This is a genomic window from Pseudomonas sp. SWRI154 (assembly GCF_014268645.1).
GTDB classification, from domain to species: Bacteria; Pseudomonadota; Gammaproteobacteria; order Pseudomonadales; family Pseudomonadaceae; genus Aquipseudomonas; species Aquipseudomonas marvdashtae.
Genome location: NZ_JABWQW010000007.1, coordinates 107427 through 128707 on the forward strand (window position 1 = coordinate 107427; position 21281 = coordinate 128707).

18 protein-coding genes and 1 other RNA gene are annotated in these 21281 nt (G+C 61.8%); 1 reads left to right on the forward strand and 18 read right to left on the reverse strand.

Features of this window, described 5'->3' with window-relative positions; translation table 11 throughout:
- Nucleotides 1–121 precede the first annotated feature (121 nt).
- Nucleotides 122–1606, forward strand: coding sequence for a GGDEF domain-containing protein (locus HU806_RS08585; protein ID WP_186611074.1), 1485 nt, complete (start codon nucleotides 122–124; stop codon nucleotides 1604–1606).
- 228 nt (nucleotides 1607–1834) lie between these two features.
- On the opposite strand, the gene lpxC is transcribed toward HU806_RS08585, so the two are convergent.
- The 18 genes from lpxC to rsmI all read right to left on the reverse strand — a co-directional run bounded on the left by lpxC (nucleotide 1835) and on the right by rsmI (nucleotide 21262).
- Nucleotides 1835–2746: a UDP-3-O-acyl-N-acetylglucosamine deacetylase gene (gene lpxC, locus HU806_RS08590; RefSeq protein ID WP_095106092.1), complete on the reverse strand. Its 912-nt coding sequence runs from the start codon at nucleotides 2744–2746 to the stop codon at nucleotides 1835–1837.
- Nucleotides 2747–2858: 112 nt separating this feature from the next.
- On the reverse strand, nucleotides 2859–4052 hold the full coding sequence (gene ftsZ, locus HU806_RS08595) for a cell division protein FtsZ (RefSeq protein WP_186610982.1): 1194 nt from the start codon (nucleotides 4050–4052) through the stop codon (nucleotides 2859–2861).
- Between the two features lie 99 nt (nucleotides 4053–4151).
- A complete protein-coding gene (gene ftsA / locus HU806_RS08600; protein WP_003205342.1) occupies nucleotides 4152–5411 on the reverse strand; it encodes a cell division protein FtsA in 1260 nt (419 codons plus the stop codon).
- A gap of 15 nt (nucleotides 5412–5426) precedes the next feature.
- On the reverse strand, nucleotides 5427–6293 hold the full coding sequence (locus tag HU806_RS08605) for a cell division protein FtsQ/DivIB (protein WP_018606096.1): 867 nt from the start codon (nucleotides 6291–6293) through the stop codon (nucleotides 5427–5429).
- A gap of 3 nt (nucleotides 6294–6296) precedes the next feature.
- Entirely contained in the window at nucleotides 6297–7262 is a 966-nt protein-coding gene (locus tag HU806_RS08610) for a D-alanine--D-alanine ligase (RefSeq protein ID WP_186610983.1), read from the reverse strand.
- Entirely contained in the window at nucleotides 7259–8719 is a 1461-nt protein-coding gene (murC, locus tag HU806_RS08615) for a UDP-N-acetylmuramate--L-alanine ligase (RefSeq protein ID WP_186610984.1), read from the reverse strand. The genes HU806_RS08610 and murC overlap by 4 nt, the downstream gene beginning before the upstream one ends.
- Nucleotides 8712–9782, reverse strand: coding sequence for an undecaprenyldiphospho-muramoylpentapeptide beta-N-acetylglucosaminyltransferase (gene murG / locus HU806_RS08620; protein ID WP_186610985.1), 1071 nt, complete (start codon nucleotides 9780–9782; stop codon nucleotides 8712–8714). The genes murC and murG overlap by 8 nt, the downstream gene beginning before the upstream one ends.
- The gene (gene ftsW / locus HU806_RS08625; protein WP_527251139.1) at nucleotides 9772–10989 is read right to left on the reverse strand and encodes a putative lipid II flippase FtsW; all 1218 of its coding nucleotides are present in this window, start codon (nucleotides 10987–10989) and stop codon (nucleotides 9772–9774) included. The genes murG and ftsW overlap by 11 nt, the downstream gene beginning before the upstream one ends.
- Nucleotides 10986–12332 carry a UDP-N-acetylmuramoyl-L-alanine--D-glutamate ligase gene (murD, locus tag HU806_RS08630; protein WP_186610986.1) on the reverse strand — a complete coding sequence of 449 codons (1347 nt, stop codon included), beginning with the start codon at nucleotides 12330–12332 and terminating at the stop codon, nucleotides 10986–10988. The genes ftsW and murD overlap by 4 nt, the downstream gene beginning before the upstream one ends.
- A gap of 5 nt (nucleotides 12333–12337) precedes the next feature.
- A complete protein-coding gene (mraY, locus tag HU806_RS08635; RefSeq protein WP_186610987.1) occupies nucleotides 12338–13420 on the reverse strand; it encodes a phospho-N-acetylmuramoyl-pentapeptide-transferase in 1083 nt (360 codons plus the stop codon).
- On the reverse strand, nucleotides 13420–14787 hold the full coding sequence (locus HU806_RS08640) for a UDP-N-acetylmuramoyl-tripeptide--D-alanyl-D-alanine ligase (RefSeq protein ID WP_186610988.1): 1368 nt from the start codon (nucleotides 14785–14787) through the stop codon (nucleotides 13420–13422). The genes mraY and HU806_RS08640 overlap by 1 nt, the downstream gene beginning before the upstream one ends.
- A complete protein-coding gene (gene murE, locus HU806_RS08645) occupies nucleotides 14780–16243 on the reverse strand; it encodes a UDP-N-acetylmuramoyl-L-alanyl-D-glutamate--2,6-diaminopimelate ligase (RefSeq protein WP_186610989.1) in 1464 nt (487 codons plus the stop codon). The genes HU806_RS08640 and murE overlap by 8 nt, the downstream gene beginning before the upstream one ends.
- Nucleotides 16243–17982 carry a peptidoglycan D,D-transpeptidase FtsI family protein gene (locus HU806_RS08650; protein WP_186611076.1) on the reverse strand — a complete coding sequence of 580 codons (1740 nt, stop codon included), beginning with the start codon at nucleotides 17980–17982 and terminating at the stop codon, nucleotides 16243–16245. The genes murE and HU806_RS08650 overlap by 1 nt, the downstream gene beginning before the upstream one ends.
- Complete coding sequence (gene ftsL / locus HU806_RS08655) at nucleotides 17982–18275, reverse strand: cell division protein FtsL (protein WP_003178214.1); 294 nt, start codon at nucleotides 18273–18275, stop codon at nucleotides 17982–17984. Before ftsL ends, HU806_RS08650 begins: the two co-directional genes overlap by 1 nt.
- Entirely contained in the window at nucleotides 18272–19219 is a 948-nt protein-coding gene (gene rsmH, locus HU806_RS08660) for a 16S rRNA (cytosine(1402)-N(4))-methyltransferase RsmH (RefSeq protein WP_186610990.1), read from the reverse strand. Before rsmH ends, ftsL begins: the two co-directional genes overlap by 4 nt.
- Complete coding sequence (gene mraZ / locus HU806_RS08665; protein ID WP_003178209.1) at nucleotides 19216–19671, reverse strand: division/cell wall cluster transcriptional repressor MraZ; 456 nt, start codon at nucleotides 19669–19671, stop codon at nucleotides 19216–19218. The genes rsmH and mraZ overlap by 4 nt, the downstream gene beginning before the upstream one ends.
- Nucleotides 19672–19979: 308 nt before the next feature.
- Nucleotides 19980–20333, reverse strand: an RNA gene (gene rnpB / locus HU806_RS08670) — RNase P RNA component class A.
- 74 nt (nucleotides 20334–20407) lie between these two features.
- Nucleotides 20408–21262 carry a 16S rRNA (cytidine(1402)-2'-O)-methyltransferase gene (gene rsmI / locus HU806_RS08675; protein WP_186610991.1) on the reverse strand — a complete coding sequence of 285 codons (855 nt, stop codon included), beginning with the start codon at nucleotides 21260–21262 and terminating at the stop codon, nucleotides 20408–20410.
- Between the last annotated feature and the right edge of the window lie 19 nt (nucleotides 21263–21281).

The window sequence follows — 21281 nt, forward strand, 5'->3', positions numbered from 1 at the left end:
ATTCCAGTGCCACAAGCACAATCTTGCAAAAGGCCAGCATTGTCTGAAGCCAGTCATCCGCGGTTGAAGATGAGCAGCCTATGGGAAGGATCCCAGCCACATGACAATGCAGATCGGAATCATGAACGCGAGCAGTGCAACACCCGGCAAGATCCCCCTTTCGATACGTTCGGAACGGGTACTCGTATTGGCCAGCTCGCTGGTAGTGATTGCCATCTTGAGTATCGTGACGTTCCTGCTGATCCGGGAACACGCCAGCGCCCAACAGGCGGCGACGCGGGCGGCGAGCAACATCGTGCAACTGATCGACGCCGACGTGCTGCGCAACGTTGAACTCTACAACCTGTCCCTGCGAGGCTTGATTGCCGCCGCAAAGCGCGACGACTTGAAAGACGTTTCGCCAACGATCCGCCATCTCGCCCTGTTCGACCGCGCCACCGCCGCGCCCTACAAAGGCGACATCCTGCTGCTGGACAAGCGTGGCGATGTAATCGCCGATTCCGCCTCGGTCGAACCACGTAAAGGCAACTACGCCGATCGGGAATATTTCCAGTCCCACCTTCCGGACCCAAACCCGGGCATGAAAATCAGTCGCCCGTTCCGGGCCAGGAGCCAACCGCACGATTGGCGCATCAGCTTCAGCTATCGGTTGAGCGATGACCGGGGCGATTTCATGGGCGTGGCCGAGGCAGCGATGCGCCTGGGCTACTTCAGCCAACTGTTCAAAAGCCTGAACATCGGTCACGGCGGAACGGTCAACCTGGTCAGCCGTGACGGCATCCTGCTCGCGCAGGAACCACCGCTGGCCGAAGACATGATCGGCAAGGATTTCAGCAAACGACCGAATTTCGTGCGCATCCTGCGCGAAGGCGATGGCAGCTTCACCAGCGTGTCGAGCGTGGATCAGACTCAACGTCTCTACACCTTTTCCCAGGTAGGCGACTTGCCTTTGATAGTCGTCGTCGCGCTCTCCTCCCAAGAAGTCTTCGCTTCATGGAAACGCACGGCGTTGCTGGTCAGTGGCGCCACGGGCGCGCTGTGCATCACCTTGCTCTGGCTCACGTGGTTGCTGCGCCGGGAACTGCGACGCCGCCACCACGCCGAACGGGAGCTGGCGCAACTGGCATCCGTCGATCCGCTGACAGGCCTGGCGAACCGCCGGACCCTGGACCACATGCTGCAAGTGGAATGGTTGCGTGCGCAACGCTCCGGCCAGCCGCTGTCGGTCCTGATGATCGATGCAGACCACTTCAAGGCGTTCAATGATCGCCTTGGCCACCAACGTGGCGACGAGGCCTTGCGCGCCCTGGCGCAACTGATCGGCGCGCATGTTCGGCGCCCGGCCGACCTGGCTGCGCGCTACGGAGGCGAGGAGTTTTCGGTGGTGCTGCCGGAAACCACCACCGCCGGAGCGTTCACCATGGCGCAGAACATTCGTGAAGCGGTGGAGCAGTTGCCTGGCGACGTGCCCATGACCGTCAGCATCGGCATCGCCACCTGGGCCCAGGGGCCGTACAGCGAACTGGAACAACTGCTGCTTGCCGCCGACAAGGCGCTTTACCAGGCCAAGGCCAGCGGGCGTAATCGGGTTGTTTGCGCGATGTGAAGGCCGACCTTCGTTCCCCGTGGCGAGGGAGCTTGCTCCCGCTGGGCCGCGAAGCGGTCCCAAAAACAGCAACTCGCTCGCCCTGGAACACCGCAGTGTCAGCTTAAGGACTGCTTCGCAGTCCAACGGGAGCAAGCTCCCTCGCCACAAAAACCCCACTCAAAATCCAAAAAGCCATAAAAAAGGGCCACCCGAAGGCAGCCCTTAAAAACTAGAGAGGTTTTTTGCTTACACGGCCGCTACAGGGCGCATGTAAGAGATTGGCGCGGTGCTGGCGTCTTCGAACGTCACGACTTCCCAAGCGTCTTTCTGCTCAATCAACTTGCGCAGCAGCTGGTTGTTCAGTGCGTGGCCGGACTTGAAGCCCTTGAACTCACCAATCAGGCTATTGCCCAGTAGGTAGAGGTCGCCGATTGCATCGAGAATCTTGTGCTTGACGAATTCGTCTTCATAACGAAGACCGTCTTCGTTCAAAACACCGTCGGAATCGACCACGATCGCGTTTTCAACACTGCCGCCGAGTGCGAGGTTGTGCTTGCGCAGGTACTCGATGTCACTCATGAAACCAAAGGTACGGGCGCGGCTGACTTCTTTTACGAACGAAGTGCTGGAAAAATCCACGCTTGCACTTTGGGTGCGGTCACGGAAAACCGGGTGATCGAAATCGATCTCGAAGCTCACCTTGAAACCTTCGAAAGGGACGAAAGTGGCGCGCTTGTCGCCGTCTTCCACTGTCACTTCCCGCAGGATGCGGATGAATTTCTTGGCCGCGTCCTGTTCTTCCAGGCCAGCCGATTGAATCAGGAATACAAAGGGTCCGGCACTGCCATCCATGATCGGGACTTCGGACGCGGAGAGCTCGACGTAGGCGTTATCGATGCCCAGGCCAGCCATGGCCGAGAGCAAATGCTCCACCGTGTCCACTTTGACGTCACCGTTGACCAGTGTGGTCGACATAGTGGTTTCGCCAACGTTTTCCGCGCGAGCAGGAATCTGCACCACAGGGTCGAGGTCGGCACGACAAAACACAATGCCAGTGTCGACAGGCGCAGGCTTGAGGGTCAGGTAGACCTTCTCGCCGGAGTGCAGGCCGACACCTGTGGCACGGATAATATTCTTCAGGGTGCGTTGTTTAATCATGGCATGGGCCGCTTCAGCGCAAATTGCGAACTGGTATCAACAAAGGCTGGCGATGATAGCAGACCAGACCTTTGCTGAACACCAATCACCCGTATACCCCTGATACATTCCATCAATCGGCCTGACGACGCAGGAATGCCGGGATGTCCAGGTAATCCAGATCGTCTTGCGGATTCATCTTCGCGGCAGTCGCAGTACCGGCCTGGGCCTGGTTGCGCATGACGGTCGGACGGTCCAGGTCACGGTAGTTCACCGCCGGTGCTTCCTGACGGGTGGACACTTGTTGTTGCGGTTGCGAAGCCATGGAGGTGTGAACGGTATTGTCGATGACCTTTACCGGCTTCTCGATTTTTGCGCCCAGGCCCGTGGCAACCACGGTTACGTGCAACTCGTCGCGCATGTCCGGATCGATAACGGTACCGACCTTGACCATTGCGTGCTCGGAAGCGAAGGCTTCGATGATGCTACCCACGTCGGAGTACTCACCCAGGGACAGGTCAGGACCGGCGGTGATGTTCACCAGGATGCCGCGTGCACCTTGCAGGTTCACGTCTTCGAGCAACGGGTTGCGGATGGCCGCTTCGGTGGCCTCGCGCGCACGGTTCGGACCGCTGGCGCAGCCAGTGCCCATCATCGCCATGCCCATTTCGCTCATGACAGTCCGTACGTCGGCAAAGTCGACGTTGATCATGCCAGGACGCTTGATGATGTCGGAGATACCGCGAACGGCACCGGCCAGTACATCGTCAGCCTTGGCAAAAGCCGACAGCAGGCTTGCGTCTTTACCGAGGATGGTCAGCAGCTTCTCGTTAGGGATGGTGATCAACGAGTCGACGCTTTCAGACAGCAGACGGATACCTTCGTCGGCGATCTGCATACGCTTGCGGCCTTCGAACGGGAACGGACGAGTCACCACCGCAACGGTGAGGATGCCCATTTCCTTGGCCACTTCGGCAATGATTGGCGCCGCACCGGTACCGGTACCGCCGCCCATGCCCGTGGTGATGAACACCATGTTGGTGCCTTGCAGGACTTCAGCAATGCGCTCACGGTCTTCGAGAGCGGCCTGACGACCGACTTCAGGGTTGGCGCCGGCGCCCAAGCCTTTGGTCACGCCAGTGCCCAGTTGCAGGATGGTCCGCGCGCCGATGGATTTCAGCGCCTGGGCATCAGTGTTGGCGCAGATGAATTCAACGCCTTCAATGTTGCTCTTGACCATGTGGTTGACAGCGTTGCCGCCGCCACCGCCGACACCGATTACCTTGATAACCGGGCTAGCGGGGATGTTGTCTACGAGTTCGAACATTTTCCCTCTCCTTACATTCTCTAGTTTTTTCGCCTACTGCGTTTGTTGCCGTCTTCCAGCGCCAAGCCTGAAACCTGCCGCGTGAAGCTTTGAAACTGTTTAGAAATTGCCTTTTACCCAAGCCTGGAGCCGCTCGAAAAGCGGCGCTTTCGGCTCGTCGCTGCTGTAGCTGTCACGGCTGCCGATCCCCGAGAACGAAATCCCGTCGGATTGCTTTTGCAGGCCATACATCAGCAGGCCCACGCCGGTGGAATAGATCGGGTTGCGCACCACGTCATCCAGGCCCTTGACGCCATGGGGCACGCCCAGGCGCACCGGCATGTGGAAAATCTCTTCGGCCAGCTCGACCGCACCTTCCATCTTCGACGTACCGCCGGTCAGCACGATGCCGGCCGGGATCAAGTCTTCGTAGCCGCTGCGACGCAGTTCGGCCTGGATCAGCGTGAACAGCTCGTCGTAGCGCGGCTCGACCACCTCGGCCAAGGCCTGGCGCGACAGTTCGCGCGGTGGACGGTCGCCGACGCTTGGCACCTTGATGGTTTCACCGGCACCGGCCAGTTTCGCCAGGGCGCAGGCGTAGCGGATCTTGATCTCCTCGGCGTACTGGGTCGGGGTGCGCAACGCCATGGCGATGTCGTTGGTCACCTGGTCGCCGGCAATCGGAATCACGGCCGTGTGGCGAATGGCGCCTTCGGTGAAGATCGCGATGTCGGTGGTGCCGCCGCCGATGTCCACCAGGCACACGCCCAGTTCTTTCTCGTCGTCGGTCAGCACCGAGTAGGCCGAGGCCAGTTGCTCGAGGATGATGTCGTCGATTTCCAGGCCGCAGCGGCGCACGCATTTTTCAATGTTCTGTGCAGCGTTCACGGCGCAGGTCACCACGTGGACCTTGGCTTCGAGGCGCACGCCGGACATGCCCAGCGGCTCACGCACGCCTTCCTGGTTATCAATCACATAATCCTGCGGCAGGGTGTGCAAGACACGCTGGTCGGCCGGAATCGCCACCGCTTGGGCCGCGTCGAGCACGCGCTCAAGGTCGGCGGAGCTGACTTCGCGATCACGAATCGCCACGATGCCGTGGGAGTTCAGGCTGCGGATGTGATTGCCCGCGACACCGACGAACGCCGAGTGGATCCGGCAACCGGCCATCAGCTGCGCTTCTTCGATGGCGCGCTGGATCGATTGCACGGTGGACTCGATGTTCACCACCACGCCTTTCTTCAAGCCACGGGACGGGTGTGTACCGATCCCGACGATGACCAGCGTGCCGTCGTCCGCGACCTCGCCTACCAGCGCAACCACCTTGGAAGTGCCGATATCCAGACCGACGATCATTTTTCCGCTTTGCACGTTTGCCATGGGTCCTGCCTCTTCTTAATTCTTCGCGACAGCGGGTTCGGCTGTCGTCGGCGCCACAGGTTCCCGCCAGCCAACAGCGAGGCCGTTGGCGTAGCGCAGATCGATGCGCGCGATGTTCGTAATCTGTTCTTTGAGCGTCTTGTCATAGATGGCAATGAAGCGGCGCATCTTTTCCACCAGGTTGCCGCGCCCGAGCAGCAGCTCGATGCCCGGCCCCGAGCTGCCCGCGCCAGTGGTCAGGAACCAACTGCCGCGCTCTCGCAGTTCCAGGCGCGCAATGGAGAAGCCCAGCGGCCGCAACATCTGACTCAACACCTGGTATTGCTGCATCACTTTCTGCTGGGCCCGTTGAGGCCCGAACAGTTGTGGCAAATGTTCGTAGTTCGCCAGTTCCCGTGGCGTGAACGCCTGGCCCTGGTTGTTCAACAGCGACTCGTCGCCCCAACGGGCCACTGGCAATTGTTCTTCCAGGCGAATCGACACCTGGTCGGGCCACACCCGCCGTACTTCGGCGTGGGCGATCCAAGGCATCTGCTCCAGCTCCGTGCGCATGCCGGCCAGGTCGATGGTGAAGAAGCTCGACGCGACGAACGGGGCGATCCGCTGCTGCACCGCCTGCTGGCTGATGTAGCTCAGGTCGCCCTGGACGTTGATCCGGGCGATTGGCCGGTCGGCATAAGGCAGCAAGCGTTGTGCGCCTTCATACGTACCGAACCCCAACGCCACCAGCAGCACCGGCCAGAACAAGCTCTTGAGAAAACCAAAATTGGCTTTCGGCAAGCGCGCCGACATCGGCTCTTTGGCCACCATTCGGCTGGCACCCCGCGGCACCGGCTTGCGACCGGGTGCGGATGGCTGATGACGAAGCGATGCGCCTTGCATGGCTTAACCTCTTGGCTCTTGATTGCCGACACTGGCGGCCAGGATCGACAGCACCAGTTGCTGGAAATCCAGACCAGCGGCACGGGCCGCCATCGGTACCAGGCTGTGATCGGTCATGCCGGGGGCCGTGTTGACTTCCAGGAACCAGAACTGCCCATCGGCGTCCTGCATCACGTCCGCCCGGCCCCAACCGGCGATACCCAGCGCCTCACAGGCCTTGGCCGTGAGGTCCATCAGTTGTTTTTCCTTGGCGGCATCCAGCCCGCAGGGAATGCGGTACTGGGTATCGTTGGCGATGTACTTGGCGTCGTAGTCGTAGAACGTGTGGGGGGTGCCCAACGCGATCGGGGGCAACACCTGGTCACGCAGGGTGGCGATGGTGAACTCCGGACCGGTGATCCACTGTTCGACCAACACTTGCGAATCGTAGGAACTGGCGTCCTTCCATGCGGCGGTCAACTCAGGCAGCGAATTCACTTTCGCCATGCCGATACTTGAACCTTCATGGGCCGGTTTGACGATCAAGGGGAAGCCCAGTTCCGTCGCCGCCGAAATACAATCGGCCTCGCTCGCCAGCACGGCGTGACGCGGCGTCGGAATGCCGAGGCTGTGCCAGACCTGCTTGGTGCGCAACTTGTCCATCGCCAGGGCGGAAGCGAGGATGCCGCTGCCGGTGTAGGGAATGCCCAAGCATTCGAGCAGGCCTTGCATGCTGCCGTCTTCGCCGCCGCGACCGTGGAGAATAATGAAGGCGCGGTCGATCTTTTCGCTCAGCAGGCGTTGCAGGAAGTCATCGCCCACGTCGATACCGAACGCGTCGACACCGGCGCTTTGCAACGCGAGCAGCACGGCATTGCCGGACTTGAGGGACACCTCGCGCTCGGCGCTCTTGCCGCCGAACAACACGGCCACGCGGCCGAAGGCTTTCGGGTCGAGGGTCGAGACCAGGTTGGCGTAGGCAGCAGTCATTTCAGTTTCCCCTCGCTGGAGGCCACGATGGCGCCGGCGAATAACGGACTGTTCAACAGTTTCGGGGCCAGGCCACCGATGTCACCGGCCCCCTGGCACAGCAGGATGTCGCCGGCGCGCAGCAGCGGCTTGACCAGCGGCGCGAGGTCCACGCCGCGCTCGATGTAGATCGGGTCCAACTGACCGCGCTGGCGGATGCTGTGGCACAACTGGCGGCTGTCAGCACCCGGGATCGGCTCTTCGCCGGCCGGATAGACTTCCATCAGCAGCAGCACGTTGGCGTCGGCCAGCACCTGGACGAAATCGTCGTACAGGTCGCGAGTGCGGCTGTAGCGGTGCGGCTGGTAGACCATCACCAGGCGCCGTTCCGGCCAGCCACCGCGCACGGCCTTGATCACCGCCGCGACTTCGGTCGGGTGGTGGCCATAGTCGTCCACCAGCATCACGTTGCCGCCGTCGACCGGCAATTCGCCGTAGACCTGGAAGCGTCGGCCGACACCCTGGAACCCGGACAGGCCCTGGACGATGGCTTCATCGCTGACGCCTTCGTCGGTGGCGATACAGATGGTTGCCAGCGCGTTGAGCACGTTGTGGTTGCCGGGCATGTTCACCGACACGTCCAGCGGCTCGCGATCGGGACGCAGCACGGTGAAGAACGTCTGCATCCCCTGCTGGCGCACGTTGATGGCGCGCACATCGACGTCTTCGCCAAAACCGTAGGTCACAGTCGGACGCTTGATCAACGGCAGGATTTCACGCACCACCGGATCGTCCAGGCACACCACCGCCAACCCGTAGAACGGCAGGTTGTGCAGGAATTCGACGAAGGTTTTCTTCAGTTTGTTGAAGTCGCCGTCGTAGGTCGCCATGTGATCGGCGTCGATGTTGGTCACCACGGCCACCAGCGGTTGCAGGTGCAGGAAACTCGCATCGCTCTCGTCGGCTTCGGCGATCAGGTAGCGGCTGGTGCCCAGTTGGGCGTTGGTGCCCGCGGCGTTCAGACGGCCACCGATCACGAACGTCGGATCCAGGCCACCGGCGGCGAACACCGAGGCGATCAGGCTGGTGGTGGTGGTCTTGCCGTGGGTGCCGGCGACGGCGATGCCGTGGCGATAGCGCATCAGCTCGGCGAGCATCTCGGCCCGTGGCACCACTGGAATGCGGCGCTCCAGTGCGGTGGCGACTTCCGGGTTGGAGGTGTTCACGGCGCTGGACACCACCAGCACGTCGGCGTTGGCGGCGTTCTCGGCGCGGTGGCCGATGAAGATCTGCGCGCCGAAAGATTCCAGGCGCTCGGTGACCGGGGAAGCTTTCAGGTCGGAACCAGACACTTCATAACCCAGGTTCAGCAGCACTTCGGCAATCCCGCACATGCCCACACCGCCGATTCCGACGAAGTGGATACGGCGGATACGGCGCATTTCCGGTTGTGGCATGGCTTTGCGATTCTCAACCATGGGCCACCTCCAGGCAGGTATCGACCACCTGAGCGGTGGCATCGGGTTTGGCCAGGCGGCGTGCGGCGCGGGCCATGTCTTCGAGTGTTTGCGGCTGCATCAAGACCTCTGTCAGGCGCGCGGCAAGATCCGCGGCGCCAGTCGTTCTTTGTGGCATCAGGAAGGCAGCGCCTTCACGGGCCAAATAATCGGCGTTGCGGGTCTGGTGATCGTCGATGGCGTGGGGCAAAGGCACCAGCATCGAGGGCAGACCGGCGGCAGCCAGTTCACTGACGGTCAGCGCGCCTGCGCGGCAGACCACCAGGTCGGCCCAGCCATAGGCTTGGGCCATGTCTTTGATGAACGGCTGCACTTGCGCCTCGACGCCGGCGGCGCGATAGCGTTCGGCGGTCACTTCATCGTGGTTTTTGCCAGCCTGGTGAAACACCTCCGGGCGCAGTTCGGGAACGACCTGCGACAGGGCTTCGGGCAGCAATTTGTTCAACGGTTCTGCGCCCAGGCTTCCGCCCAGGATCAGCAAACGCGCCTTGCGTCCGGCCAGGGCCGGGCGCGGTGTAGCGAGGAACAGCTCCGTGCGCACCGGATTACCGGTGGTGCGACGGCTGCCCGACAGGGTAAAGGTGTCGGGGAAGGCTTCACAGACCCGAGCGGCCAATGGCACCAGTAACCGATTGGCGGTACCGGCTACGGCGTTCTGCTCGTGAACGATCACCGGTACACCGGCCAATTTCGCCGCGACGCCACCCGGGCCGGTCACATAACCACCGAATCCGACGACACAGACCGGCCGCAGCCGACGAATGATCGCCCGCGCCTGCCAGATCGACTTGAGCAGCATCAGCGGCGCCTTGAGCAGAGACAGCTTGCCCTTGCCCCGCAAGCCGCTGGCATTGATCCGATGGAGTTCCAGGCCCGCGGCCGGCACCAGTTCATTCTCGATGCCCCGTGGCGTGCCCAGCCAATGCACGGTATAGCCACGCGCCTGGAATTCCCGGGCACAGGCCAGCGCCGGGAACACATGCCCACCGGTACCGCCCGCCATGATCAGCACGTTAGCGCCCATGAGTCGGCTCCTCGGCGAAGTCGCTCTCCTGGAATTCCATCTCTTCGCTGCCCAAGTGGGTTCGACTCTCCCACTCGATGCGCAGCAACAAGCCGAGACAGGCGCAGCAGATCACCAGGGAGCTACCGCCATAACTGAGGAACGGCAGCGTCAGGCCCTTGGTCGGCAACAGGCCGACGTTCACGCCGATGTTGATCAGGAATTGACCGATCCACAGGAATGACAAGCCATACGCCACGTATGCGGCAAAAAACTGCTTGGCCTTTTCGGCCCACAAACCGATGTACATGCCGCGCACGCAGACGAAGACGAACAGCGCGACGGTCAGCAGCGAGCCGACCACGCCCAGCTCTTCGGCGAGGACCGAGAACACGAAGTCGGTGTGGGCTTCCGGCAGGTAGAACTGCTTCTGCACGCTGTTGCCCAGGCCTACGCCCAACCATTCGCCGCGCCCGAAAGCGATCAGCGCCTGGGTCAATTGATAGCCGGAACCGAATTGGTCGGCCCATGGATCGGTAAAGGTAATCAAACGCGCCATCCGGTACGGCTGCGCCTGAACCAGCACGGTCACCGCGCCGACCGCCAGCGCCACCATCAGGGTGAAACGGAACAGCCCGACACCGCCCAGGAACAGCATCGCCGCCGCCGCCCCCATCATCACTACAGTGGCGCCGAAGTCCGGTTCCATCAGCAGCAGGCCGGCCATCGGCAGCAGCACGATGAACGGCTTGAAGAAGCCCATCCAGCTCTCGCGCACTTCCTTCTGGCGACGCACCAGGTAACCGGCGAGATAGATCACCACGAATACCTTGGCGATTTCCGACGGTTGGACGTTAAAGAAGCTGAAGCCGATCCAGCGCATCGAACCGTTGACCTCGCGGCCGATACCCGGCAACAGCACCATCACCAGCAGGCCGAAGGCGCCGAGCAGCATCATCCAGCCCAGGCGCTGCCAGGTGGCGATCGGCACCATCATGGTGACGATGCACGCGCCCAGCCCGATCAGCAGGTAAATCAGGTGACGGATCATGTGGTAAAGGGTGTTGCCCGACTGCACGGCGGCCACCTCCGACGACGCGGAGGTAATCATCACCAGGCCCAGGCCGAGCAATGCCAGGCAACCGGCGAGCATCGGGAAATCCAGGTCGATGCCGCGCCCAGTGATCAGCGGCGACGGGTACGGCTTGATGATGTTCATCAGGTTCATGCCAATTCCTCCGCGGCCCGGGCGAACAACTGCCCACGCTCTTCGTAGTTCTTGAACATGTCGAAACTGGCGCAGGCCGGAGACAACAGCACCGCATCGCCTGGGTGCGCGAGGGCACGGCATTGCTGTACCGCCTCGTCCAGCGAAGCGACGCGAACCAACGGCACGGCATCGCCGAGGGCCTGGGCGATCAATTCGCGGTCCCGGCCCATCAGCACCACGGCGCGGCAGTTGACCGCCACTGGATCGCGCAGATCCTTGAAGTCGGCGCCCTTGCCGTCGCCACCGGCGATCAGCACCAGCTTGCCTTCAATGTCCGCACCCAGGCCTTCGATGGCGGCCAGCGCGGCGCCGACGTTGGTGGCCTTGGAATCGTTGTACCAGGCCACGCCATCCAGGTCGCGTACCCACTGGCAGCGGTGTTCGAGACCGGCGAAGCTGCGCAGGGCCGAGAGCATGGCGTCGAACGGCAGCCCGACCGCGTGACCAAGGGCCAAGGCCGCGAGTGCATTGGCCTGGTTGTGGGCGCCACGAATCTTCAGTTCGCGCACCGGCATCAGGTTCTGGAATTCGAAGGCCAGGTATTTCTCGCCATTCTCTTCGCGCAAACCAAAGCCTTTGAAATCCGGAACGCCGAGGCCGAAGGTCCAGCAAGGCAGCCCTTCGCTCATCAACGGCCGTGTCAGCGCGTCCTGCCGATTGAATACCACCTGCCGCGCGCCACGGAAGATCCGGTGCTTGGCCAGGTGATAGGCCGGCAGGCCGCTGTACCGATCCATGTGGTCTTCGCTGATGTTGAGCACGGTCGCCACTTCGGCGCCCAGGTCATCAGTGGTTTCGAGCTGGAAGCTCGACAGTTCCATGACGTACAGCTCGACGTCGTCACTGAGCAGGTCCAGCGCCGGGGTGCCGAGGTTGCCGCCGACGGCGACGCGCTTGCCGGCCGCAGCCGCCATTTCACCCACCAGGGTGGTGACGGTGCTCTTGGCGTTGGAACCACTGATGGCAACGATCGGTGCCTTGGCATTGCGGGCGAACAACTCGATGTCGCCGGACAATTTCACGCCACGGGCGGCGGCAGCCTGCAGGGCCGGGGTCGCCAGGGCCAGGCCGGGGCTCACGTAGAGCTCATCGGCACGGCACAGGAACTCGACGTCCAGCTCGCCACAACGCACATCCACCTGGGGATAGTCACGACGCAGCGTGGCCAGCTCAGGCGGATTTTCCCGCGTATCGGCGACGGCAAAGGACACGCCCCGGTTCGCCAGGAAGCGAACCAGGGACATGCCGCTCTTGCCGAGGCCGACAACGATGCGGAAGTGGTCAGAAGCGATCAGGGACACTCGTTCTACCTCAGCTTCAGGGTGGCAAGGCCGACCAGTACCAGAATCACGGTGATGATCCAGAAACGGACGATCACACGCGGCTCGGGCCAGCCCTTGAGTTCAAAGTGGTGGTGGATCGGCGCCATGCGAAATACCCGGCGGCCGGTCAATTTAAAGGAGGCAACCTGAATGACGACTGACAGGGTCTCCATCACGAACACGCCGCCCATGATGAACAGGACGATTTCCTGGCGAACGATGACCGCGATGGTGCCCAGGGCCGCGCCCAGCGCCAGCGCGCCGACGTCACCCATGAAGACTTGCGCCGGGTAGGTGTTGAACCACAGGAAGCCCAGGCCGGCGCCGATCAGCGCGCCGCAGAAAACAATCAGTTCACCCGCGCCCGGTACATAAGGAATCAGCAGGTATTCAGCGAATTTCACGTTACCCGACAGGTAGCAGAAGATCCCCAGCGCACCGCCGACCATGACTGTCGGCATGATCGCCAGGCCGTCGAGACCGTCGGTGAGGTTGACCGCGTTGCTCGAGCCGACGATCACCAGGTAAGTCAGCACGATGAAGCCAGCGCCCAGTGGGATGCTGTAGTCCTTGAGCATCGGCAGGATCAGGGTGGTTTCCACCGGCGAGGCGGCGGTCATATAGAGGAAGATCGCCGCACCGAGGCCGAACACCGACTGCCAGAAATATTTCCAGCGGCTTGGCAGCCCACGGGAGTTCTTCTCGATGACCTTGCGATAGTCGTCGACCCAGCCGATGGCACCGAACAACAGCGTCACCAACAGCACGACCCAGACGTAACGGTTCGCCAGGTCGGCCCAGAGCAAGGTACTAATGCCGATGGATGACAGGATCAGCGCGCCGCCCATGGTCGGGGTGCCGGATTTGGACAGGTGCGATTGCGGACCGTCGTTACGAACCGACTGGCCGATTTGCAGGCTCTGCAGGGTGCGGATCATCCACGGGCCCAGAAACAGCGACAACGACAGCGCGGTCAGCACGCCCAGGATCCCGCGCAGGGTCAGGTACTGGAAGACCGCGAAGCCTTTGTGGAACTGTTGCAGGTACTCCGCTAGCAGCAGCAGCATTAATGTTTCTCCATACGGGTGCCGCACAAAGCCGCGACGATATTTTCCATCGCTGCGCTGCGTGAGCCCTTGATCAATAGGGTGGTGTTCGGGTCTTGCTCGGCGCCCAGGGCCTGGATCAGCTCGGCCTGAGTGGTGAAATGCTGCGCGTTCTCGCCAAACGCGGCGACCGCATGAGCCATCATCGGGCCGACGGCGTACAACGCATCGACCTTGCCGCGTGCATAGGCGCCGACATCGTGATGACCTTGTTGCGCCCACTCGCCCAGTTCACCGATATCCCCCAACACCAACACGGTGCGCCCTGAGAAACCGGCAAGGATATCCACCGCTGCGCACATGGACGTCGGGTTGGCGTTGTAGGTGTCGTCGATAACGCGCATGCCGTTGCTCGCCAGTTGCGCAACGCTACGACCCTTGACCGGTTGCACCGCGTTCAATCCGGCGACAATGCCCGGCAGCGACACGCCCAGGGCATGGGCGGCAGCGGCGGCAGCCAGTGCATTGGCGACGTTATGAGTGCCAAGCAGGTTCAACTGCACGCGTTCGGCACCGTCGGGGCTGTGCAGGTTGAAAGCCGGGCAACCACGGGCGTCGCGGTCCAGGTCACTGGCGTAGAAGTTCGCGGCGAGGTTGCTCAGGGCGAAGGTCAACACCTTGCGCTCGCCCGCCCGGGCCTTCCAGATTTCGAAGGCCTTGTCGTCGAGGTTCAGCACGGCGACGCCTTTGGCATCCAGCCCTTCGATGATCTCGCCCTTGGCCTCGACGATCTTTTCCGGGCCGCCGAATTCGCCGACATGGGCGGTCCCGGCATTGTTGAGCACGGCCACGTGGGGCTTGGTCATGCCGACGGTGTAGGCAATCTCGCCCAGGCGCGAAGCGCCGAGTTCGATGACGGCGGCGCTGTGTTCCGGCGCCAGCTCCAGCAGGGTCAGCGGTACGCCGAGATCATTGTTCAGGTTGCCACGGGTCGCCAATACCGGACCGCGGGTGCGCAGGATGCTCGCGAGCATCTCCTTGACCGTGGTCTTGCCGCTGGAACCCGTAATGGCCGCAACCGGATTGGCAAACGCTGCGCGATTCAGCGCACCGAGCTGGCCCAGGGCCTGGCGAGTGTCGTTGACCAACAACTGCGGCAGCGTGCTGTTGGTCACTTCCCGCTCGACCAACGCGGCGACCGCGCCTTTGGTTGCCACTTCGTTCAAATAGTCATGGCCGTCGAAACGCGGCCCGGCCAATGCGACGAACAATTGCCCCGGTGTGATAGCCCGGCTGTCGATGCTGACGCCTTCGAAACTGGCGTCCGCAGCGATGAGACGCGCGTTCAAAGCATTGGTCAGCTCACTGAGTTTCCAGGCATTAAGCATGGGCCACCTCCCATGCAGTCAGCGCGTGATCGGCTTCCGCCAGATCAGAGAACGCATGGCGCTCGCCGTTGATTTCCTGGTAGTCCTCATGCCCTTTTCCGGCCAGGACGACAACATCGTCTGCCGACGCACTGGCGATCAGTTGGGCAATGGCCTGGCCGCGACCGGCCACGAAGTTGACGTTATCCACCTGCGAGAAACCGGCGCGGATGTCGTCGAAAATTCGCTGCGGATCTTCGCTACGCGGATTGTCATCGGTCACGAGCACGCCATCGGCCAGCCGCTCGACGACTTCAGCCATCAACGGACGCTTGCCACGGTCTCGATCACCGCCACAGCCGAACAGGCACAGCAACTTGCCCTTGGCATGCGGGCGCAAGGCCGTGAGAACTTTTTCCAGCGCGTCCGGCGTGTGGGCGTAATCGACCACCACCAACGGCTGGGTGCCGCCGCCCAGGCGCTGCATGCGACCGGCCGGACCCTCGAGTTGCGGCAGCACTTTGAGAATTTCGTCGAGTGCGTAATCCAGCCCGAGCAAGGCGCCGATGGCTGCCAAAACGTTGCTCAGGTTGAAGCGGCCCAGCAGAGTGCTGCGCAGGAAATGCTCGCCCTGGGGCGTGACCAGCGTGGCGCGCACGCCTTCGTCATTGAATTGCGCCTGGCGGATATAAAGGTAGGCGCTGCTGTCTTCCAGGCTGTAGGTGATCAACCGGGACTCGCGTTGCTCGGCGGCCAGTTGCCGGCCGAACTCGTCATCGATATTGATGACCCGGCACTTCAAGTTATTCCAGGCAAACAGCCTGGCCTTGGCTTCACCGTAGGCCTGCATGGTGCCGTGGTAATCCAGGTGATCGCGGGACAGGTTGGTCAGCACGGCAACGTCGAATGCCAGGGCGCTGACACGGCCCTGATCAAGGCCATGGGAAGAGACTTCCATTGCAACGGCCTTGGCTCCGGCCTTCTTCAGATCGGCCAGAGTCGCCTGCACGGCAATCGGGTTTGGCGTGGTATGAAGGCCGCTTTGCAGGGCACCGTGGAAACCATTGCCCAGCGTCCCGACGATGCCGCAATGCTGGCCAAGCAGATCCAACGCTTGTGCCACCAATTGGGTGACGCTGGTCTTGCCGTTAGTGCCAGTCACGCCGATCAGGTTCAGGTGACGGCTCGGCTCGCCATAAAAACGTCCGGCGATATCCGACAGCTGCGCCGCCAGCCCCTTGACGGGAATCAGCGGCACATCGGTGATGGGCAGCACGGTGGCGCCGTTGACTTCATAGGCCACAGCCGCCGCTCCGCGCTTCAGGGCGTCGGCTATGTGTGCGCGACCATCGAACCGGGCGCCCGGCACCGCCAGGAATAGGTCTCCAGCGCGTACGTCACGGCTATCAAGGGTCAACTCGCGAATCAGCAAGTCGTGGCCGGCGTGGGCAAAAATCTTGTTCAGGCTCAGGGACATCAGCCACGCCCTCCGTCGGCTTTCAATGGAACGACCGGGGCGGTACTCGCCTGCTGGGTCGGTGGCAGGTTATCCGGGGTGATGTTCATCAACCGCAGCGTGCCGGACATGACTTTGCTGAACACCGGCGCGGAAACCAGGCCGCCGAAATAGCCGGCCTTGCTCGGTTCATCGATGACCACGACGATGGCGTAACGCGGGTCGCTCATCGGGCCGAAACCGGCAAACAGCGAGCGGTAGGAGTTCTCGGCATAACCCTTGGTGCCAACGGAAGTCTTGCGCGCCGTACCGGACTTGCCGGCCACGTGGTAAGCCGGCACCTGGGCGCGATACACACCGCGCGGCGCCTCGATCACTTGTTGCAGCATGCCCTGCATCGTCTTCGCGACGTCTTCCGGAATCACTTGGGTGGTCTGCGGCGCCTTGTCGGTCTTGACCAAGGTCAGCGGCGCGATACGCCCATTGTTGGCCAGCGCGGAAAACGCGTGGACAAGCTGGATCGCCGTCACGGAAACACCGTAGCCGTAGGACAACGTGGCGGTTTCCGCCTTGCGCCATTCACGATAGTTGGGCAGGTTGCCGACGCGCTCGCCCGGGAAGCCCAGGCCGGTATCCTGGCCGAGGCCGATTTTCTGGGCCAGGCGATAAATCGCCTCGCCACCGATATCGAAGGCGATCTTGCTCATGCCGACGTTACTGGAATTGATCAGGATGCCAGTCAGGTCGAGCACCGGCCCTTCCGTCTTGGATACGTCGCGAATGGTGTACTTGCCAATCTGCAACGTCCCTGGATAGACCTCGACGGTGTCGCTGGGCTTCCAGCGCCCGGTTTCCAAGGCAGCGGCCATGGACACGGCCTTCATGGTCGAACCCGGCTCGAACACGTCGATCATCGCGCGGTTGCGCATCATCGCCGGCTGCAGGTTGCGACGGTTGTTCGGGTTGTAGGTCGGCTGGTTGACCATCGCCAGGATCTCGCCAGTCTTGACGTCCATGATCACCAGGCTACCGGCCTTGGCACCGTTCTCGACGATGGCATTGCGCAGCTCGCGGTTGGCCAGGTATTGCAAACGCAGGTCAATGGACAACGCCAAGGGCTTGCCGGCCTTGGCGTTTTTCGTGACTTGGACATCCTTGATCAGCCTGCCGCGCCGGTCCTTGATGACCTGGCGCTTGCCGGCGACTCCAGCGAGCCATTCGTCATAGGCCAGTTCGACCCCTTCCCGTCCGCGGTCATCGATATCGGTAAAACCGACCATATGGGCGGTGACTTCACCGGCCGGGTAGAAACGGCGGAACTCTTCGATGCCATACACGCCCGGCACCTTCAGGTCGAGCACGCTCTGGCCTTGCTCAGGCGTCAGCCCGCGCACCAGGTAGATGAATTCTTTATTGGCCTGGGCTTCAAGACGCTCGGCGAGTGCCTTGGGATCCTGGCCGAGGGCCGCGGCCAATGCCGGCCACTTTTCCTTGGCTTGCTGCATTTCCTTGGCGTTCGCCCACAGGGTCGTCACCGGGGTGCTCACGGCCAGCGGCTCGCCATTGCGGTCAGTGATCAAGCCACGGTGCGCCGGGATCGGGATATGACGCACGCTGCGCGCATCACCCTGCCCCTTGAGAAAGTCGCGGTCGACGACTTGCAGGTCGATGATGCGCCAGGCAATCGCCGCGACCATGATCCCGAGCAAGCCCAGGACCAGACGAAACCGCCACGGGAACAGCGCCCCTTCGAGTTTCATCATGGCGCCACCATCTGCACTTCGGCGGCGCCGGGAATGCGCATTTTCAGTTGCTCGGTGGCCAGTACTTCGATGCGGCTATGGGCAGTCCAGGTACTCTGTTCCAGGATCAACCGACCCCATTCGGCCTGAGCCTTGTCGCGCACGCTCAGCTCGTTATAAAGCGTGTTGAGCAACTGGCGGTTCCAATGCGCGCTGTAAGACACGGCGATGGCCGACACGAGCACGCCAATAAAAAGCAGCAGCATGAAAAAGCTGCCGCCCGGCAACGGCTTGGCGAAGAGCTTGCTCACCGCAACTTCTCCGCGACACGCATGACAGCGCTACGGGCGCGCGGATTGGCCTTGAGTTCTGCCTCGGAGGCGAACTGCGCTTTGCCGTGGATCTTGATCTTGGGGACGAACGCTTCGAAACGCACCGGCAGGTTGCGCGGCAGGTTGTCGGCTTCGCCTTTGGTGAGCTTGCGCATGAACAGCTTGACGATACGGTCTTCCAGGGAATGGAAGCTGATCACCACCAGGCGACCACCGATTTCCAGCGCTTCAAGGGCGGCCTCGAGGCCTGCCTCAAGATCGCCCAGTTCGTTGTTGACGTGGATGCGCAGCCCCTGGAAAGCGCGGGTCGCTGGATTCTTGCCTTTTTCCCAGGCCGGATTGGCGACTTTCAGCACTTCGGCCAAGTCGCCGGTACGCTCGAACGGCTTGATGTCGCGGCGTTCAACTACCGCGCGCGCCATGCGCCCCGAAAAACGTTCTTCACCGTATTCCTTGAAGACACGGGCGATTTCTTCCACCGGGGCGGTGTTGACGAATTCGGCGGCGCTGACTCCGCGGGACGGATCCATGCGCATGTCCAGCGGGCCGTCGTTGAGGAAACTGAAGCCCCGTTCCGGGTCGTCCAACTGCGGCGAAGACACGCCAAGGTCCAGCAGTACGCCACTGATCTTGCCGGCCAGGCCACGCTGGGCAACTTCCGAACCGAGCTCCGCAAAGCTGCGCTGCACAACGACAAAGCGGCCGTCTTCGGCCGCTAGCGCTTGCCCGGTGGCAATCGCTTGAGGATCCTTGTCGAACCCCAGCAGCCGACCGTCCGGACCGAGCAGACTGAGGATCAGCCGACTGTGCCCGCCACGCCCGAACGTGCCGTCCAGATAGCAGCCATCAGGACGTACGGCGAGAGCCTCGACGGCTTCGTCAAGCAGTACGGTGATGTGGTTAAAGCCGCTATCAGTAGTCACAGGATCAAATCACGCAGTTCATCAGGCATGGCGCCCGGTTGTTGAATAGCAGCAAGGTCGGCGGCAGAAACCGCGTTCCAGGCATCTTCGTCCCACAGTTGGAACTTGTTCAGTTGGCCCACCAGCATCGCGCGCTTATCCAGCTTGGCGTATTCGCGAAGACGCGGCGGCACCAGGAAACGACCGCTACCGTCGAGTTCGAGGTCGACGGCATTACCGATCAGCAAGCGCTGCAAACGGCGGTTTTCTTCACGCAACGAAGGCAGTGCGCGCAGTTTGGTTTCGATGATTTCCCACTCATCCAGCGGATAGACCGACAAACATGGGTCAACAGCGTCGATCGTGACGATTAATTGACCCGAACTTCGCGAAACGAGCTCGTCACGATACCGGCTGGGCATGGCGAGCCGGCCTTTTGCATCGAGACTGATTGCGTTAGCTCCGCGAAACACGTCTGCGTTTCTCCACTTTTGGGCGGTTTACGTTCAAAAAAACCCACTTCATGCCACTTTCCGCCACTTGCGCACACTATAGGAATGCGCCCACCGCACCGTCAAGGCGCGGATTGAAGGAAAAGCCTTATAGATCGGAGATTTAGGAGCGTTTCAGGAGGGGCAACAAGAATCTGACGTAGGAAAATTCGCTTCAACTCGAGGAAGCACAGGGGACTGCGCGCATAAGTTAAAGTGATTTATTAAGAGTAAGATTTTTTTGGTATTAGGAACTGCGTCTGCCAGTGATTCCGGCAGGGAGGGAAAAGGTGGAGAGTCGATCTGTAAGCCGGGTTCTGTCTTGAACAGTCATTCGTCTACGATGGCCATCACTGGACATCTTTAGCAACCTACCCGGTCCCAGCGCGGGCCACGCCTTGGGACCCTATTTGGTCTTGCTCCAAGTGGGGTTTACCTAGCCACGAACTGTTGCCAGACGTGCGGTGCGCTCTTACCGCACCTTTTCACCCTTACCGGCGCCGAAGCGCTTAGGCGGTTATTTTCTGTGGCACTTTCCGTAGGCTCACGCCTCCCAGGCATTACCTGGCACTTCGCCCTATGGAGCCCGGACTTTCCTCCCCCCCCTAATTTTCATAGAGGGCAGCGACTGTCCGATCGACTCTCCGCCGCGAAGGTTAACGGTACAGCGCTACAAGAACAAGCGCTAAAAGCCCATGGCCAGCCTGGCACCCAGCTTTCACTGGCTCTTCTGTTTTTCCAGTGCGACCTGGTACAGCACATTCTTGCGCTCGCCGGTAATCTGCGCCGCAAGGGCGGCCGCACGCTTGAGAGGCATTTCCTCGAGCAACAGGTCCAGGATGCGCATTGCCTCGCTGCTGACGGCCTCTTCGTTTTGGGGCGGTGTCCAACCCGCCACCAGCACGACACACTCGCCGCGCTGCTGGTTGCTGTCACCCTCGACGAAGGCTCGTAGCTCGGCTAACGGCAAGCCCTTGAGGGTTTCAAAGGTCTTGGTCAATTCCCGAGCCAACAGCGCTTGGCGCTCGGGGCCGAACACCAGCTCCATATCCTGCAAGCATTCAAGGATGCGGTGCGGCGCCTCATAAAAGATCAGTGTGCGCGGTTCTTCCTTTATAGCTTCCAGGCGCGCCCGCCGCCCCACGGCCTTGGCGGGCAGGAAACCTTCGAATATGAACCGGTCCGACGGCAGGCCCGCCGCCGACAGCGCCGCGATCAATGCACACGCCCCAGGCACCGGCACGACATTGATTCCTGCAGCGCGGGCCTGGCGTACCAAGTGATAGCCCGGATCGGAGATCAATGGCGTACCGGCATCAGAAATCAGCGCCACGTTGTCGCCAGCCAGCAGACGGGTGATGAAACGACTGCCTTCATCGCGTTCGTTATGCTCGTGACAAGCCGCCAAGGGCGTGGAAATACCGAAATGTTGCAGCAGGCGCTGAGAATGGCGCGTGTCTTCGGCCGCGATCAGCGCAACGTCCTGCAGGATCTTCAAGGCGCGCGCACTGATATCGTCCAGGTTGCCGATGGGCGTCGCCACCACGTAAAGCGAGCCGTCGGCGGAATTCATAGCACCTGGAGCAGTCAAA